The sequence below is a fragment of the Flavobacterium aeripolare genome (assembly GCF_013294025.1).
Taxonomy (GTDB): domain Bacteria; phylum Bacteroidota; class Bacteroidia; order Flavobacteriales; family Flavobacteriaceae; genus Flavobacterium.
Map to the genome: position 1 here is coordinate 65,165 of NZ_JABSNL010000013.1, position 17,174 is coordinate 82,338.

Annotated in this window: 14 protein-coding genes; all 14 read left to right on the plus strand. The window is 33.3% G+C overall.

Features of this window, described 5'->3' with window-relative positions; all coding sequences use genetic code 11:
• Positions 1-902 precede the first annotated feature (902 nt).
• The 14 genes from HNQ00_RS14270 to HNQ00_RS14335 all read left to right on the plus strand — a co-directional run bounded on the left by HNQ00_RS14270 (position 903) and on the right by HNQ00_RS14335 (position 17,033).
• Positions 903-1,853 carry a GDP-L-fucose synthase family protein gene (locus tag HNQ00_RS14270; RefSeq protein WP_173839178.1) on the plus strand — a complete coding sequence of 317 codons (951 nt, stop codon included), beginning with the start codon at positions 903-905 and terminating at the stop codon, positions 1,851-1,853.
• Between the two features lie 72 nt (positions 1,854-1,925).
• A complete protein-coding gene (gmd, locus tag HNQ00_RS14275) occupies positions 1,926-3,062 on the plus strand; it encodes a GDP-mannose 4,6-dehydratase (RefSeq protein WP_173839179.1) in 1,137 nt (378 codons plus the stop codon).
• A gap of 337 nt (positions 3,063-3,399) precedes the next feature.
• Positions 3,400-4,926 carry an MATE family efflux transporter gene (locus tag HNQ00_RS14280; RefSeq protein ID WP_173839180.1) on the plus strand — a complete coding sequence of 509 codons (1,527 nt, stop codon included), beginning with the start codon at positions 3,400-3,402 and terminating at the stop codon, positions 4,924-4,926.
• Positions 4,923-5,942, plus strand: coding sequence for a glycosyltransferase family 2 protein (locus HNQ00_RS14285; RefSeq protein WP_173839181.1), 1,020 nt, complete (start codon positions 4,923-4,925; stop codon positions 5,940-5,942). The genes HNQ00_RS14280 and HNQ00_RS14285 overlap by 4 nt, the downstream gene beginning before the upstream one ends.
• A gap of 611 nt (positions 5,943-6,553) precedes the next feature.
• Positions 6,554-7,681: a polysaccharide pyruvyl transferase family protein gene (locus tag HNQ00_RS14290; protein WP_173839182.1), complete on the plus strand. Its 1,128-nt coding sequence runs from the start codon at positions 6,554-6,556 to the stop codon at positions 7,679-7,681.
• Positions 7,682-7,693: 12 nt separating this feature from the next.
• The gene (locus HNQ00_RS14295) at positions 7,694-8,659 is read left to right on the plus strand and encodes a glycosyltransferase family 2 protein (protein WP_173839183.1); all 966 of its coding nucleotides are present in this window, start codon (positions 7,694-7,696) and stop codon (positions 8,657-8,659) included.
• A 129-nt stretch (positions 8,660-8,788) separates the two neighbouring features.
• On the plus strand, positions 8,789-9,769 hold the full coding sequence (locus HNQ00_RS14300) for a hypothetical protein (protein ID WP_173839184.1): 981 nt from the start codon (positions 8,789-8,791) through the stop codon (positions 9,767-9,769).
• 10 nt (positions 9,770-9,779) lie between these two features.
• Positions 9,780-10,553 carry an acyltransferase gene (locus HNQ00_RS14305; RefSeq protein WP_173839185.1) on the plus strand — a complete coding sequence of 258 codons (774 nt, stop codon included), beginning with the start codon at positions 9,780-9,782 and terminating at the stop codon, positions 10,551-10,553.
• A gap of 2 nt (positions 10,554-10,555) precedes the next feature.
• Positions 10,556-11,671 (plus strand): glycosyltransferase, encoded by a 1,116-nt coding sequence (locus tag HNQ00_RS14310; RefSeq protein ID WP_173839186.1) that lies wholly within the window; start codon positions 10,556-10,558, stop codon positions 11,669-11,671.
• Positions 11,668-12,969 carry a hypothetical protein gene (locus HNQ00_RS14315; RefSeq protein WP_173839187.1) on the plus strand — a complete coding sequence of 434 codons (1,302 nt, stop codon included), beginning with the start codon at positions 11,668-11,670 and terminating at the stop codon, positions 12,967-12,969. Before HNQ00_RS14310 ends, HNQ00_RS14315 begins: the two co-directional genes overlap by 4 nt.
• Positions 12,959-13,801 (plus strand): glycosyltransferase family 2 protein, encoded by an 843-nt coding sequence (locus tag HNQ00_RS14320; protein WP_173839188.1) that lies wholly within the window; start codon positions 12,959-12,961, stop codon positions 13,799-13,801. The genes HNQ00_RS14315 and HNQ00_RS14320 overlap by 11 nt, the downstream gene beginning before the upstream one ends.
• A 9-nt stretch (positions 13,802-13,810) precedes the next feature.
• Positions 13,811-14,710: a sugar transferase gene (locus HNQ00_RS14325; protein WP_173839189.1), complete on the plus strand. Its 900-nt coding sequence runs from the start codon at positions 13,811-13,813 to the stop codon at positions 14,708-14,710.
• Between the two features lie 139 nt (positions 14,711-14,849).
• Positions 14,850-15,605 (plus strand): WecB/TagA/CpsF family glycosyltransferase, encoded by a 756-nt coding sequence (locus tag HNQ00_RS14330; RefSeq protein ID WP_173839190.1) that lies wholly within the window; start codon positions 14,850-14,852, stop codon positions 15,603-15,605.
• A 9-nt stretch (positions 15,606-15,614) separates the two neighbouring features.
• Positions 15,615-17,033 (plus strand): undecaprenyl-phosphate glucose phosphotransferase, encoded by a 1,419-nt coding sequence (locus HNQ00_RS14335; protein WP_173839191.1) that lies wholly within the window; start codon positions 15,615-15,617, stop codon positions 17,031-17,033.
• Positions 17,034-17,174: the final 141 nt, after the last annotated feature.

Sequence of the window (17,174 nt, forward strand, 5' to 3'; positions counted from 1 at the left end):
ATAGGCTTCTATAAACGAACATCCTCTTTTTATTTATGTTCAAAATTCCATTTTTAATAAACAGCTATGGTATCCAATAAGGTTTTTCTATTTCTTATCGAAGGAATTTTGGACTTTCCTGTTTTTCGAATGCATATCCAGCAGAATACAGCGTAAATAGTTCCAACAAGAAAAGGCCATTACCACCCAATTTTCCGAAAGCAAAAAAGAAAACAACAGCACTAAAAACCGAAAGTTTTAACCACTAAAATTCGGTAATTTGGAGGCAGGATTTTTAGCATCTGTTTGTGGAATGAGCAACAGCAACACAATTTTTTAAAAGCGGTTTGGCATAACCATTTTTCTTGCATTTTTCCCATAAATTACTCAGTTATGGGTAAAAAAGAAACAAAATAAGACGATTTGTAAGACAATTTCTTATTGAATTGCTCTAAAAATGGCTCATTAATAGGAGTTTTCGCATCACCAAATTAGGTGATATTTCATAAAATGCACTAGGCTGTTTAGTGCTTAAAAAGTTACTGTTCAGTAGGTTATTGATAAATATAATTTTTAGTAAAAATACGGTCTAATTTATTTATTCTAAATAGGTTTTACTAACTGAAATTTGTGGCTACATTTGCAAACTTTCGACAAATCTTAAAGAATTGTTAAGGGCGCGCTATGTGACTCTTAACTGCGTAGCGGTACCACTATATTAAGTAATTGACTGCTAAAACGCTCAAAATCAAGGGCTGTAATTACAACAAAACAGCAATCAAAGCAGTTTTGTATTCGAAAATAAAAAAGCAACTTGTTAACACTCTTTTTTAGAAATTCATAGCCTCTTACCGGCTATTGATAGTAACAACAAGCAGCCAAAACAAATACGACACAACAGCATACCGTTTAAAATAGAAACAATGAATAAAAATACAAAAATCTATATAGCAGGACATCGCGGCATGGTGGGTAGCGCCATCTGGAGAACGCTTACTGCAAAAGGATATACCAACTTAATAGGGGAGTCTAGTGCTAACCTAGATTTGAAAAACCAGCAAGCGGTAAAAGATTATTTTGAGTTGCAACAACCTGAAGTAATTATTGACGCAGCTGCAAAAGTAGGGGGTATTCTTGCTAATAATGATTTTCCGTACCAGTTTCTTATGGAGAACATGCAAATTCAAAACAACCTGATCAACACCGCTTTGCAATCAGGAGTAGCTAAATTTATCTTCTTAGGGAGTTCATGTATCTATCCTAAACTAGCGCCACAGCCTTTAAAAGAGGAGTATTTGTTAACAGACTCACTAGAGCCTACAAATGAGTGGTACGCCATTGCAAAAATCACAGGGGTAAAAGCCTGTCAAGCGATCAGGAAACAATTCAATAAAGACTATGTAAGCTTAATGCCTACTAACTTATATGGAACGCACGACAACTTTGACCTGAATTCCTCACACGTTTTGCCAGCCATGATACGCAAATTTCATGAGGCAAAATTAAACAACAATGCTGCCGTTACCTTATGGGGAAGCGGAACCCCAATGAGGGAATTTCTTTTTGTAGACGATATGGCCGAAGCGGTTGTTTTTGCGCTCGAAAACAAATTACCAGACTACCTCTACAACGTAGGGACCGGGGAAGACCTAACTATAAAAGAGTTAGCTGAAACCATCCAGAAAATTACAGGACACCAAGGAGCAATCATTTGGGATGCCGAAAAACCAGACGGAACACCTAGAAAACTAATGGACGTGGCAAAAATGCACGACCTAGGTTGGAAACACCAAGTGCAACTAGAACAAGGAATCCAAAAAACCTACACTTGGTTTCTAGAAAACATCGAAAATTACAAGCAAGTAAAATTATAAATGCGTTGTTCGTTGCTCGTTGGTTGTTTATCAATCACGAATCACGACCACCGACTCACGAATAAAAAAATCATGGAAAAACCAAAAGTAGCATTAATCACAGGAATTACAGGTCAAGACGGATCTTATCTCGCTGAATTATTATTAGAAAAAGGCTATATCGTTCACGGTATCAAGCGTAGATCATCACTTTTTAATACTGATCGAATAGACCACCTGTATCAAGATCCACACGATCCTGACCAGCGATTAAAGTTGCACTATGGTGACTTGACCGATTCTATGAATTTAACCCGCATTATACAAGAGTCACAACCTGACGAAATCTACAACCTGGGTGCCATGTCTCACGTTGCAGTATCGTTTGACACGCCAGAATATGTAGGTAATGTTGATGGATTGGGTACACTACGTATTCTTGAAGCGGTGCGTATCTTAGGTCTTGAAAAGAAAACTAGAATATACCAGGCCTCTACCTCTGAATTGTATGGTGGAATGCCCGAAAATAAAAATGCCAACGGGTTCTATGATGAAAACTCACCATTCTACCCGCGCTCGCCTTATGGTGTAGCAAAAATATACGGTTTCTGGATTACAAAAAATTACCGTGAAGCATACAATATGTTTGCGTGCAACGGAATCCTTTTTAACCATGAATCACCACGTAGAGGAGAAACTTTTGTAACGAGAAAAATTACCCGCGCCGTTTCAAAAATCGCTTTGGGACTGCAAGAAAAATTCTATCTCGGAAACCTAGAAGCAAAAAGAGACTGGGGTCACGCTAAGGATTATGTGCGCATGATGTGGATGATTCTTCAAGCAGACCAACCCGAAGACTGGGTAATTGCCACTGGAGTAACGACTACAGTGCGTGATTTTGTACGCATGGCGTTCAGCGAAGTAGGTATCGAAGTAAATTTTGTAGGTGAAGGCGTAAACGAAAAAGCCTTGGTAGTGGCTTGCAACAACCCAGCGTATCAAGTAGCCATAGGGAAAGAGGTTTTATCTGTAGATCCTACCTATTTCCGTCCTACAGAGGTGGACTTGTTAATAGGGGATCCCTCAAAAGCCAAAAACAAATTAGGTTGGGTACCAGAACACGACTTGGCTTCGCTTGTAAAAGACATGATGGAGGGTGACGTAAGCATCATGAAAAAAGATGTAGCTATATTAAAAGCGGGTCACCAAATCTTGAAGCAATTAGAATAATATAAATTACTACTGTTTGCAAACGAGCATCATAAAAAGCTTTTTACAAACAGTAGTTTTTCTTTTTTTATCGAAAGGGCTGTGGATTGCTTTTATTTTATCGAAAGTCATTATAAACTTGCAGTGATTATCGAAAATTTTTAAAGTTGGGCGACTATTTATAAAAGATATAGGTCGCAAAACAACAATTTCTTTGACTTAATTACATAATAATTTATAGAATAAAATTCTTAACGTTCATTTTTCCATCAGTACTAAAACTAATTAGAAATGCACACAATTCAAATTACGTTGTCAATAGTAATGAATAGAGTTACTAATTATTACAATAAATTAAATGACTGACTCTAATAGCAAGCGTATTGCTAAAAACACATTGTTACTTTACTTTCGAATGTTCATTACAATGGGCGTTTCTTTATATACATCTCGTGTTGTTCTAAACACATTAGGAATTTCTGATTACGGAGTTTACAATGTTGTTGGAGGGGTTGTTGCAATGTTTTCTTTTTTAAATGGATCTTTAAGTGGGGCGACCTCCAGATTTCTAACTTTTGAATTAGGAACTCAAAATAAGGAAAGATTAAATAAAGTATTTAGTAGTGCATTAACGGTTCATTTAGGATTAGCTATTATAATTCTTGTTATAGGAGAAACTATCGGTTTATGGCTTCTAGAAAATAAGTTAGTGATAGCCGAAAATAGAATGTTTGCGGCAAGAATTGTCTATCAGTTATCGATTATAAGCTGTATTGTTGCAATTATTCACGTGCCGAGTAGTGCCGCAATTATAGCTCATGAGAGGATGAATATTTATGCGTACGTGAGCATTGTTGAGGTCGGTTTGAAATTATTAGTCGTTTTTCTATTATTAATTGGAAATTTTGATAAACTTATTTTATATGGAGTTTTAACACTTATTGTAACTATTATAATTACTTTAATTTATCAAATATATAGTTATAGGAATTTTTCAGAGTGTAAGTTCAGAATTTCTTTAGATAAAGAAATGATGATGCCAATGCTTTCTTATTCTGGTTGGGATTTATACGGGAATTTGAGTGTAATGGTTAGAGGGCAAGGAATAAATATCCTTTTAAACACTTTTTTTGGTACGATTATTAATGCTGCAAGTGGTATAGCTACACAAGTTCAAAATGCAATTGCAGGATTTGCTGATAACTTTCTAGTAGCAGTGAGACCTCAAATCGTAAAGAATTATGCTTCTGGCAATATAGTTGAGATGCAGAGGTTGATTTTTAATGCTTCCAAATTTTCATTTTTATTGTTGTTTCTTATATCTTTTACATTTATTGTTGAGATTGAATTTGTGATGAAATTATGGCTAGTGAAAGTGCCTTTATATGCAATTATATTTTGTCAACTTAGTCTTTTAAATAATTTAGTTTCAATTATGTTTAGGACTGTTATGTTTTCTATTCACGCTACAGGTAAAATGAAACGAATTAGTTTCATTAACGGAACAATTTATATCATGGTGCTACCAATATCATACGGTTTGCTTAAACTGGGTTTCTCTCCTATAGCTCCTTTTTTAATCAATATATTTTTGCTCACAATAGGCTGTGCATCAAATTTAATTACCCTAAACTTATATATTCCAGAATTCTCAATTTCAGAGTTCTTGAAAAAAGTGGTTATGATTAATTTAATAATTGTGGTACTAAGTTCAATTATGCCTCTAATAATCTATTATTCAATGGAAGAAGGTTTTCTACGCTTTTTAATAGTTGGATTTACATCTGTAGTGTCCATTGGAATAGCCACGTATTATATCGCAATTGATAACGATATGAGGAAAGCTTCTAAATCCTATTTGTTAAATAAAATCAGTTTAAAGTGAATAAATTAGTAAGTATTATTACGCCGTGTTACAATGGTGCTACGTTCATTCACAGACTATTAGACTCTGTGCTTAATCAAACATATTCAAATATTGAAATGTTTATTATAGATGACGGTTCTACGGATGATTCTGCTCGAATAATACAACGTTATATTTCAAAATTTGAATCTAAAGGTTATACGTTAAAGTACATTTATCAGGAAAATTCAGGACAATCAGTTGCTGTTAATAGAGGTTTAAAATTGTTTAATGGAGAATATCTAACTTGGCCAGATAGCGACGACTTTTACGCATCAACAAATGCTATCAAAGAAATGGCTGAGGCTTTACAAGAATCTTGTGAAGAGGTATCAGTCGTTAGGTGCTCTGCCAACTTATTAGATGAATATACTTTGGGTACAGTAGGATTTTTAGGTGCTAATGTGCGAGATAATGAAAAAGTTAGCTTGTTTGACGATGCTGTATTTGAAAATAGAAACTTTTGGTTTCAACCTATATCTTACATGGTTAAGTCAAAATTTATTTTTGAATTAATTACAAACAGAGATATTTATACTCAGAAAGATGCAGGGCAAAACTGGCAAATTCTACTACCTCTTTTTTATAATAAACAATGTCTTATTTTAAAAGCGACTCTATGTAACGTTTTAGTACGAGCCAATTCACATAGTAAAGGTTCTTATAATACATTTGAAAAAATTAGTATTAGAAACTACGCTCATGAGCAAACCCTATTAAATACATTACAAAGGATAGAATTTCTGTCAATACCAATTAAAGTGGATTATTTAAAGAGGGTAGAACAAAAGTATTATAGAGTTAAATTTGAATTGGCTAAAAGATTTCAAAAAAGGTTATTGGTCATAGATATTTATCAGATTATGCAAGCTAATCATCCATCAATAGTTACTCAAAGGGACAAAAACTACTATAAGATTTCTCACATTCCACTTTTATTGAACGTAATTATTGTAAAAAATAAGGTGGTAAACAAAATTAAACGCTATCTCTAATATGAAAAGAAGTTGTTTACTTAATTTGTTTTAAGGTCGCTACCTATAAATGTTTTTTTTTTATTAATATCTATTTTTGTATTTAGAGTTCATAATATAAATATTATACCAGATACTGTGTTCATGCATTGACAAGCTTTCTAGCTCAAGGATATAATACTAATACGAAAATTAAAATCATCATAGTAACTGGGCGGGAGGAGTATCGTGGTTTATACTAAAAATTAATAGTATAGATGTTAAGGACTTTAATGTAAATTCTAAAGAAAAGTTACGTTATTAAAAGAAGCTTGATGAAGTAACATTGTAAAGGTGTCTTTACAAAATTTATGGGATTAAGTCACGCTAGTCAAAATTATGATATGAGCGTTCAAATACCAATAATGCATTTTTTGCACGGTCAATGGTTGATAAAACTTAGCAAGCGCAGTTTTACTAGAAAAACACCTAATTTTTTTTGAAAATGAGGATCTTATCCTTTATAATTCGCCATCAATTACTTCAGTAAGAAGGTTAGCGAAATGTTGTAACTCTAAATGAATCAAGGAGTTTTAAAAACTTTATTCGATAAGTTAAATTAATCACCAAAAATCTATTTTAAATAAAACCAAATGAAATTAGCCATATTAACACAGCCTTTACACAATAATTATGGAGGACTTTTACAGGCTTTTGCATTGCAAAAAGTTCTTAAAAAAGAATTTGGATTTGAAACTGAAACATTAGATATAGGTTATGATCATTCGAAGCAAGCGCAACTAAAAACTAAAGTTAAAACAGTTGTTAAAAAATATTTATTAGGTAGAAAAGTGGTATCTCACTTTAAACCAAGTGATGAACAAAAGCTTATTATAGGAAGGCATATGGATGCTTTTAAAAATAAATATATTAAGACTTCATCAATTAAATATTCAAAGGCAAACCTTAACGAATTGAAAAAACTTAAGTTTGATGCTTGCATTGTGGGTAGTGATCAAGTTTGGAGACCGCTATATTCACCAAACATTACTACGTATTTTCTAGATTTTTTAAAGGATAATTCTGTGGTAAAGAAAATTTCTTACGCAGCATCATTTGGTGTCGACTACAATGAGTTTGATTCTACGGTTTTGAAGGAATGTTCACTTTTGCTTAAAAAGTTTGACGCTGTATCTGTCAGAGAAGAGGGTGCTGTATCACTTTGTCAAGATAAATTTGGAGTAAAAGCACATTTGGTTTTAGATCCTACTTTGCTCTTAGATGTGGAGGATTACAGAAATCTATTTGATAAGACTTTAGAGGCTAAAAAACAAATCATGTTTTATGTTTTGGATCCAGAATTCGCTAATAGAGAAATTGAAAAGAAAATATCAGAATATTTCAAATTACCTGTTTTCAAAATAATGCCAGTATCGCCTACAGAAAAAAATATTACAGATATTCAGCAGTGCGTTTATCCTCCTGTAGAAGATTGGATTGAAGGTTTTTTAACAAGTGAATTTATTATCACAGATTCTTTTCATGGAACTATATTTTCAATTTTATTCAACAAACAATTTGTAACTATTGGTAATGAATCTCGCGGAATGGCTAGATTCACGTCTGTGCTTAAAATGTTTAATCTAGAGGATCGATTGGTAACAAATTTAGATTCATTAGAGAATTTAGTGAAGAATAAAATAGATTTTGCCGCAGTAAATAAAATCTTAGAAAATGAAAAAGTAAAGTCACTTACTTTTTTAAAAGAAAGCCTTCAATAAGACTATTCAGTTATGATCAGTATAATTATTCCAGTTTACAATGCAGAACAGTCGATTGAAATTGCTGTTAAAAGCATTTTAGATCAAACATTTACAGATTATGAAATTATCATTATTGATGATGGTAGTATCGATAAATCTTACTCTATTGCACAAAATTTGGCTAAGACGCATGGTTTTTTAAGATGTTTTTCCCAAGAAAACAGCGGAGTAACAGCAGCAAGAAAAAAAGGCTTTATGGAATCTAGTGGAGAGTTCATAATGTTTCTAGATGCAGATGATAAACTTAAGCAAAACTGTCTTGAAATATTATTTACTAAATTTACTAAGGAAATCGATATTGTAAACGGGTCGGTTTTAGGTGTTCCTGATGGAAGATTATGGATTCACAAAAAGCTTGGTCCTTTAACAAAGCAATTAGCTGTCGAGAGTATACTAATGGGTACAACTTTTGGATATCTATACGCTTCACTATATCGAAGAGAAGTACTGCAGGAAGATGTTTTCGGCGTAGATGATAGTTTCAAAATTGGTGAAGATGTACTCATGAAAATGCAGATGTGTAAGCACGCTAATAAAGTTTATAATTTGAGTGATATCGTTTATGAATATATAAATAATGAGATGTCTGCTATGAATACTAAAGTTATTCACCCTGAATATCAGATTAGATACATGGCTAAGAGAACCTTGATTTTGGAAAATTTCAGAGAAATGATTGATATTTGCGCAATATCAACACTTACAGAAGTTAATGATGCAAATAAAATGGTTAGACAGTTTTTCTCCCCACTTGTAAAGTTCGATACAAACACATTTTTATTGGTCGAAAAATATAAAGTAAACTCAACTCTAAAGGAATCTTATCTATTAGACAGTAAATTATTAACTATGATTTACAAAATTTTTAAGGCAATACTATTCAGACTTAAACAATTTTTATTAGCTCGTGAAAATAATTGTGAGGTTATTTATTAAATAGCATTTGAGATTTCTAATTTTTATAAGTTTAACAATGCTTTTGTTTTATTATGAAAGTGTTTAGTTTTTTAAAATGTAAGAAAATTGCTTTAACTGATTCCAAGGGAGAATTTGATAATAAAAAGGATGAATAAAAAATTGATATTTATATTGAAGGGACTGCGCAAAACTTATGGGATGCTTAAAAAACAGCCTTTCAAATTTGTTCGTGGACAACAAAATCCAGAAATAGCAGGTAAAGCAGTTCATGATTTGCTTGTTGCAGATAAGCCTGTAATGATTGGTCGATTTGGTGCATATGAGATGTCAATCTTGCTGAATTACCTAGCTGTGAAAAGTAAAAACAAAGAGTTTTATTCTTACATAACTGGCAAGAAAGTACAATGGTGGTGGAATCAAAAGCTGATGAATAGTATGCAGAATAACGCAGGGTTCTTTCCAAATGACATAAAAAATCTCTCTCAATTTTGTGAACTAATGATAGACGATATCAAAGGAGTAGATGTTTTAGGTTCTTGGTTAGTTTCCGAGAAAGAAGTAGATGTTTATAGAAATGAATATTCATTAAATGTACATTTGCGCTTATTAGAACCTTTTTGGTCTGAGACTCCTTGGACGGCGGCTTTAAAAGGTAAGAAAGTTTTGGTTGTACATCCTTTCAGTGAAACGATTGAAGCGCAGTATAAAAAGCGTCATCTTTTATTTGAGAAAGAAATATTACCACTATTTGAGTTAAGCACAATAAAAGCAGTTCAAAGTTTAGGAGGAGAAAGTGAATTTGGATCTTGGTTCGACGCTTTGGATTATATGAAAAAGGAAATTGATAAAATAGATTATGATATTTGTCTCATTGGAGCAGGTGCATATGGTTTTTCTCTAGCAGCGCATGTAAAACGTAGCGGTAAAAAAGCGGTTCATTTAGGAGGGGCTTTACAACTACTATTTGGTATTAGAGGCAAAAGGTGGGAAAACCCAGAATATGGAACTGTAACTTGGAAAATTCCGAGAGGAAGTTATAGCAATTTGATGAATGAACATTGGGTAAGACCTGGAGAGATAGATAAACCAAAAAATGCTGAACAAGTAGAAGGTGCTTGTTATTGGTAAAATTAAACTTATGAAAAGATATATTAGATTTGTAACAAATCTTTTGAGAACAATTATTTTTAATTTTCAAGTTCTTGAATTAAGCGATGCTATTAAATTGCCTATTTGGTTAAATCAAAAAGTGGTGGTGCACGGTAGTAGCGGTAAAGTCCATTTTGCTGTACCGGTAAAACGCCGAATGGTCGTTTTTACGACAATACATAGTGAAATACTTGGGGAGTCTCCTTCACATTGGAAGAACCAAGGCAAAGTAATAATTAATGGTGAAAATATAAGAGTAGGAAGTGGCACCAGTATTATATGTTTGAGAGGTGGTGAAATTCAAATTGGAAATAACGTTACTTTAGGTGGTAAAAATAAAGTAATTTCTCAGGAGAAAATTGTATTAGGTTCTAATTTAAGAACAGCTTGGGATGTACAAATCATTGATACTAATTTTCATTATACTATTAATAAGAGTTCGAATATTATACATTCTAAACAAAAAACTATACTAATTGGTGAAGATTGTTGGTTGGCTAATAGATGTAGTATAATGAAAGGAGCAATTTTACCGAATAAATCAATAGTAGCAAGTCATTCAATTGTTAATAAGCATTTTATAGTTCCGGAAAATGAATTTAGCATAGTTGTAGGTGGTAGTCCAGCGAAAATAATTGGTTATAATATCTCAAGACTACGGCTAACTGGAGATCAAGAAATTGAAATGACTGAGGAACTCAGAAGACTGAATTTAGACTGTATGGAAGTAGAGGATGTTGAAAAGCTTAAATTAGATTATTAAGTATGAAAATTATTCACATCTTAAATGAACTAAAATATTCTGGAGCAGAAATTATGTATGTAGATGCAGCGCCTATATTTCAATCGCTAGGTTGCGAACTTTCAGTAGTTGCAACAGCCAATTCTTTAGGTGAATTTGCTCCAAAATTTAAAAAAGCTGGCTATACAGTATATCATAAGTCAATACCCAGTAAATCAAGTTTATTTAAAAGAGGAATTTATTATTTAAGTTTTATTAAATTTCTAAAAACTGAAAAATACGATGTATTGCACAACCACTCTAATAGTACTTATTGGGGTATGGCGCTGTGTGCTAAACTTGCTGGAGTTAAATCAGTTTATACCTTTCATAATGTTTTTCCAACATCATGGTATAGCAGATGGTATCATTTGTGGCTACGATGGTCGGCCAAAAAAATGCTGAGTTGTACTTTTCAGACAATAAGTGATTCTGTTTATCAGAATGAGCTAAAGGTTTTTTTTAATAAAACGATACTTATAAATAATTGGTATGGGAATAACCGTTTTTACCCTGCTGTGGTTGGGGAAAAAGAATTAGTAAGAGAAGAATTAGGGATTGATAAGGATGCCTTAGTACTTATCTCTGTGGGAGGATGTAGCCATATTAAAAGACACTCAGATATCATAGAAGCATTACCGATCATTTTAGAAAAGTATCCCAACACTATTTATTTACATTTAGGTGAAGGAGATGACTTATGTAAGGAGAAAGAGTTGTCAAAAAAACTAATTGTTGATGATAACATAATTTTCATGGGAAACCAAACAGATGTTCGTAAATTTCTAGTTGCATCAGATATATATTTGATGACAAGTAAGCACGAAGGGCTTCCAATCACAACAATTGAAAATATGGGCTGTGGTATACCATCCATTTTATACGATGTGCCAGGATTAAGAGATTTTAACGCAACGCAAAGAAATTCATTAGTAATTAAACCTAGAATAGTGGAATTAGTGAAAAGTATTGGTGAATTACATTGTGATGCATCTATGAAGGAACAGATATCTAATAAGGCAAAATCATTTGTTGATGAAAAATATAATATGGCTAATAACGTTAAATTGATATTTAATCTTTATATTTCTCATGAATGAAAGAAAAACAGAACTGGTTAATCTGGCTAATTCTTCTGATTACCTTAATTCGTGTAGGAACTTATACAGTGTTAGAAATTGGAAACACTATATTTTGGTGGGTATTGGAGTTTGCTATAATTATGATATTTGCTATTTTAGCATATAAGTCTCCTAATGAGAACACAGCTGCAAAGGCAAAACCTGTGAAATATTTTCTGATATGGAACTTCATCTGTATTCTTCGTGGTTTTTTTGTAGCTAGTAACTATTGGGAGTTTAAAAATCTTGTTGGTACAGGATTTATGTTGTTTATCCCATTGGTAGTCTACATATTAGATGATACCTTATTCCTCCAAAATTTAATTAGAAGATGGTTTAAATATATGCCTATTTTATTTATCTTTTTGATTCCCTATACTTTTGGAACGGAGCATGGAGCAGATTTATATGGTAAATATTTTATACCTGTTTTGTTTTTGCTACCATTCATTATGTTGCTATCACCAAAGTATCGATATTATTTGCTCTTTCTAACGATAGTTGTTTTGTTCTTTAGCCTTGATGCGAGAAGTAATATTATCCGCTTTATATTCGCCCTAATTATTGGTTTAAGTTATTATTGTAGACGTAGTATTAGCATAAAACTATTACGTATAACAGGATTTACTTTTTACCTACTTCCAATTATTTTGTTATCATTGGGAATCTTCGGTATGTTTAACATCTTTAAGATGAATGAATATATAGAAGGGGATTACGAATCTACGACCAATATAAATGGCAAGAGTAAATCATCGTCGCTAACTGCAGATACCCGTACTTTTTTATACGAAGAAGTATTGCAATCGGCTGTAAAACACGAGTACGTTTTATTTGGTCGTACTCCTGCTAGAGGCTATGATTCAGAATATTTTCGAAAGATGGTTTCTAAGGATTTGAAAATGAATACAAAAGAACGCTTTGGTTCAGAAGTAGCTGTACATAACATTTTTACGTGGAATGGCTTGATTGGTGTCGTTTTATACTTTTTGGTATTCATTAAAGCTTCTTTATTAGCCCTTTATAAGTCTAAAAGTTATTTAATGAAATTACTAGGTGTTTTTGTAGCTTTTAGATGGACATATGCATTTGTGGAGGATTTTACAACATTTGAATTGCAGTATCTTTTTCTTTGGGTTACAATTGGTATGTGTTATTCCACTAAATTTAGAAGAATGACTGATCTAGAAATAAAAATTTGGGTTAATGGAATTTTCGACAAAAGATATCGAAAGTTAGCGTATTTCAATAATAAAAGAAAATTACATGGTATATAAAGATGTTGCTGTTCTAATAACCTGCCACAATCGCAAAGACAAAACACTAGCTTGTTTAGAAGCATTTTACAAATGTTTTGTGCCAGAAGGCTATAAATTTATAATTTTCTTGGTAGATGATGGTTCAAGTGATGGAACAAGGGAGGCAATTACAATAAAATTTCCTAATGTTAATATTGTGCAGGGCGATGGTAATCTATACTGGAATCGAGGGATGCGATTGGCTTGGGATACTGCTACTAAAGCAAAAGATTTTGATTATTATTTGTGGTTAAATGACGACACGTTTCTATTCGATGATGCGCTTATCATTTTATTGTCGCGACCTTATACAGGATCGATTGTATGTGGTACAACTCAATCAGAAGTAAGCCAAAAAGCAACCTATGGAGGCTACAGTAATAAGCCACACAAGCTTTTAATTCCTAATGGGGAATTTCAAGAGTGTACCTATCTAAATGGCAATTGCGTATTAATTCCAAAAGCAGTCTTTCAAGAAATAGGTAATCTAGACCCTATATTTCATCATGCAGTAGGAGATTTTGATTATGGTTTGAGGGCAAAGAAAAAGGGAATCAAACTTTTAGTAGCGCCATCATTTGTTGGTACTTGTGAGAGCCATACGGTTTTACCTAAGTGGAGGACGGCCTCTGTGCCCTTAAAAAAAAGGTTACAAAGCCTGTACTTGCCTACAAGTGGTTGCAGTCCTAAACAGTTTTTTGTTTTTGACAAAAGACATAATGGCTTGTTTGCAGCATGTTTTCATTATTTTACCATTCACTTGCGAGCAATTGCACCTTCATTATGGAATATTAAAAAAAAATTAACTTAATATAATTAAATGCATTCCTTAGCACCTATAGTTCTTTTTACTTTTAAGAGATTAGATACGTTAATACTAACTGTTGAAGCTTTACAGAAAAGCAAACTCGCTATTCACTCTGATTTGATTGTTTTTTCAGATGCTGGACGCAACGAGAAAGAAGAATTAGCAGTTGCACAGGTTAGAAACTATATTCATACAATTTCCGGATTTCGCTCTGTACTAATTAATGAAGCAGAACAAAATAAGGGCTTGGCTAACTCAATTATTGATGGTGTTACAGCAATTTTAGATAAACATAAAAGTGTAATAGTGTTAGAAGATGATTTAATATCAAGCAGTAACTTTCTAGATTTTATGAATAAATCACTCGACTATTACCAGAATAGCAATAAAGTTATGGCGGTTTGTGGTTTTTCTTTTCCGTACAAAACCAAAATAGAAGATGACGTTTATTTTTTAAATAGATTCTGGCCATGGGGTTGGGCAACTTGGGCAGATCGATGGGAAAAAGCTGATTGGACTGTTGCTGATTATTCAAGCTTTAAAAATGATAAGAAAAGACAAAAACAATTCTCTTATTTAGGTTCAGATGTAAATGCTATGCTTAAAAAACAGATGGATGGCAAGCTAGATTCTTGGGCCATAAGATGGACTTATCATATTTTTAAAAATAAAGGAATTGTCCTTTTTCCAAACAGCTCTAAGATCAGCAATGAAGGATTTGATGAATTTGCTACCAATACAGTTGGTTTGAAAGACCGATATCTTACAAACATAGATACAGTAAATGAAGTGGAATTTGAATTCCTCAAAGATTGCGACATCAATTCAGTTCGGCAAAAGGAATTTCTAAATAAATTTAGTTTAAAAGAAAGAATAAAAAACAAAGTAAGGGAAATTCTTCTTGTTAGATAATGACCGTTTTAAATATTAGTTATAAAGTAATATATATATATACATATATATTCTACAATATTAATTAAGCAATCTTAAGAATAGTAGTAAAGCAGTAATTACTTCTGAGCAATAAGTACCCGCATAGAAAATCAATTAAATGAACAATCAATTAACGACCGTTGCAGTGCAAGATTATGCTGTATATGGTGGGACAGTAGCAAACTTACATTTTAAAGATAAAACGTTGATTAATACAATCAACCAGTATTCTTATTGTATTGCAGAGGAAGATGCTGACTTTAAAGAATCCTTGCAAAACTGTGATATTCTTTTGCCAGACGGTATGGCCATTGTGGCTGCGGTGCGATTATTAAACAATAAAAAAATCACTAAAATCGCGGGAGCAGATGCGCACCAGTTCTTACTAGAAGATTTAAATAAAAAAGGAGGCAGCTGTTTTTATTTGGGCGCTTCGGAGGCTACACTTCAAAAAATTGAAGCGCGCATACAACGAGAATTCCCTAATGTCAAAGTAAAGAGCTACTCGCCACCATTTAAAGCGATTTTTACAGAAGACGACAATAATAAAATGATTGCTGCGGTAAGCAGCCTGCAACCCGATGTTTTGTTCGTAGGGATGACCGCTCCAAAGCAAGAAAAATGGGCTTATCAGCACAAAGCGGTACTTGATGCCAATGTGATTTGTTCCATAGGGGCTGTTTTTGATTTTTATGCAGGAACAGTAGCGCGTCCAAACCCTTTCTGGATTAAAATGCGATTAGAATGGTTCATTCGATTAATCAAAGAACCCAAACGCATGTGGAAACGCTATTTGTATTACGGTCCCATATTTATCAAATTAATACTGCAGCAAAAAATTAAAAATTTAACTACTGTTTCTTCTAGATCTTAAGTAAACGATATGACTGTTTTAAAACAACTCGCAAGCTTGCGACTCTCTCGCTATTTCAAATTAGTATTTGTTTTGTGGGATTTAGCAGTGTTAAACGCTGCGATAATTTTGTCTTTTCTACTCTGCTATGGTGCCTTGGTTAGAACTGATTTAAAAGAGGTGAAGACGATTCTATTGATGTCTAATCTTTTGTGGATTATCATTCTATTAAGCAGGGATGCCTACCGCATCATTCGTGTGGAACGGATCGAGACCATACTCTATAGAATGCTGAAACACATCTTTATCCATTTGGCTTTGATTGCAATATTTATTGCGGTCTTAAATTACAACGACATTTCCAGAGTACGCATGCTGTACTTTTACCTCTGTTTTGGGGTAATGTTGTTTATTTCCCGTTTGGGTTTTATGAAGATGTTAAAGGACATCCGAGCGCAAGGCTACAACTTCAAAAGTGTGATTGTGGTAGGGGCTAATGAAGCTGGGGAAAATATTAAAAGAATCCTAAGCAAAGACTTGACTTACGGCTACAAAGTATTGGGTTTTTTTGATGACAAACAGCCCTACAAGCAAAGCTTAGTAGAGGAGATGCTCGGTGATTTTAATGAGATTGGTAATTATGTTTTAAAACAAAAGGTAGACGAAATGTACATTGCCATTTCGGCAGACCAAGTGCAGACCATCAAAAAGTTGACCGCCTTGTGTGAGCGCAACATGATTAGAATAAAATTCATTCCAGAATTTCACCAGTACACCAAATCCCGTAAAGTAGAAATTACTTTTTATGACAATACACCGGTCTTGATGTTTAGAAAAGAACCGCTAGAAGGCACCATCAATCGCTTGTCTAAAAAAGTCTTTGATATTGGTTTTTCTTTAGTGGTTATTTTGGGTATTTTTCCGTGGTTGTTTCCCTTACTTTGTTTGCTAATCAAACTCGATTCACCGGGCCCTGTTTTTTTTAAGCAGCAGCGATCGGGTAGAGAAAACGACAGTTTTACCTGTTATAAATTTCGTACCATGCAAGTCAATAAAGATTCAGACAGCCTGCAAGCAACCAAAGGTGATGCTAGGGTAACCAGAATGGGTGCCTTTATGCGTAAAACTAATTTTGACGAACTCCCTCAATTTTTTAATGTGCTGTGGGGAACCATGTCAGTGATTGGACCGCGACCACACATGTTAAAACATACAGAAAGCTACTCAGAGTTAATCAACAACTACCAAGTACGCCATTACACCAAGCCAGGAATATCCGGTTGGGCACAGGTGAACGGTTACCGCGGAGAAACAAAAGAGCTGATTGATATGAAGAATAGAGTCGATTACGATATCTGGTACATAGAAAACTGGAGCCTAATCTTAGATATTAAAATCATCTACCATACAGTGGCCAACATGTTCAAAGGAGAAGAAAGTGCGTATTAGTTTTACAAAGAAGTAATTGTTCAACAGTATATTGTTAGTAAAGGCTTACTAGAGTGGAGCAGCAACTACTAGCATAGAAAGCAATAGTATTATAAATCTTGAATTGCTATATTTGGCGACTAGGAACAAAACGTTAAAAAA

What these genes read in the sequence shown, in the direction of transcription:
- HNQ00_RS14270 (WP_173839178.1), top strand. Translation starts at nt 903, where the DNA reads ATGAATAAAAATACAAAAATCTATATAGCAGGACATCGCGGCATGGTG.
- gmd (WP_173839179.1), top strand. Translation starts at nt 1,926, where the DNA reads ATGGAAAAACCAAAAGTAGCATTAATCACAGGAATTACAGGTCAAGAC.
- HNQ00_RS14280 (WP_173839180.1), top strand. Translation starts at nt 3,400, where the DNA reads ATGACTGACTCTAATAGCAAGCGTATTGCTAAAAACACATTGTTACTT.
- HNQ00_RS14290 (WP_173839182.1), top strand. Translation starts at nt 6,554, where the DNA reads ATGAAATTAGCCATATTAACACAGCCTTTACACAATAATTATGGAGGA.
- HNQ00_RS14295 (WP_173839183.1), top strand. Translation starts at nt 7,694, where the DNA reads ATGATCAGTATAATTATTCCAGTTTACAATGCAGAACAGTCGATTGAA.
- HNQ00_RS14300 (WP_173839184.1), top strand. Translation starts at nt 8,789, where the DNA reads ATGAATAAAAAATTGATATTTATATTGAAGGGACTGCGCAAAACTTAT.
- HNQ00_RS14305 (WP_173839185.1), top strand. Translation starts at nt 9,780, where the DNA reads ATGAAAAGATATATTAGATTTGTAACAAATCTTTTGAGAACAATTATT.
- HNQ00_RS14310 (WP_173839186.1), top strand. Translation starts at nt 10,556, where the DNA reads ATGAAAATTATTCACATCTTAAATGAACTAAAATATTCTGGAGCAGAA.
- HNQ00_RS14315 (WP_173839187.1), top strand. Translation starts at nt 11,668, where the DNA reads ATGAAAGAAAAACAGAACTGGTTAATCTGGCTAATTCTTCTGATTACC.
- HNQ00_RS14320 (WP_173839188.1), top strand. Translation starts at nt 12,959, where the DNA reads ATGGTATATAAAGATGTTGCTGTTCTAATAACCTGCCACAATCGCAAA.
- HNQ00_RS14325 (WP_173839189.1), top strand. Translation starts at nt 13,811, where the DNA reads ATGCATTCCTTAGCACCTATAGTTCTTTTTACTTTTAAGAGATTAGAT.
- HNQ00_RS14330 (WP_173839190.1), top strand. Translation starts at nt 14,850, where the DNA reads ATGAACAATCAATTAACGACCGTTGCAGTGCAAGATTATGCTGTATAT.
- HNQ00_RS14335 (WP_173839191.1), top strand. Translation starts at nt 15,615, where the DNA reads ATGACTGTTTTAAAACAACTCGCAAGCTTGCGACTCTCTCGCTATTTC.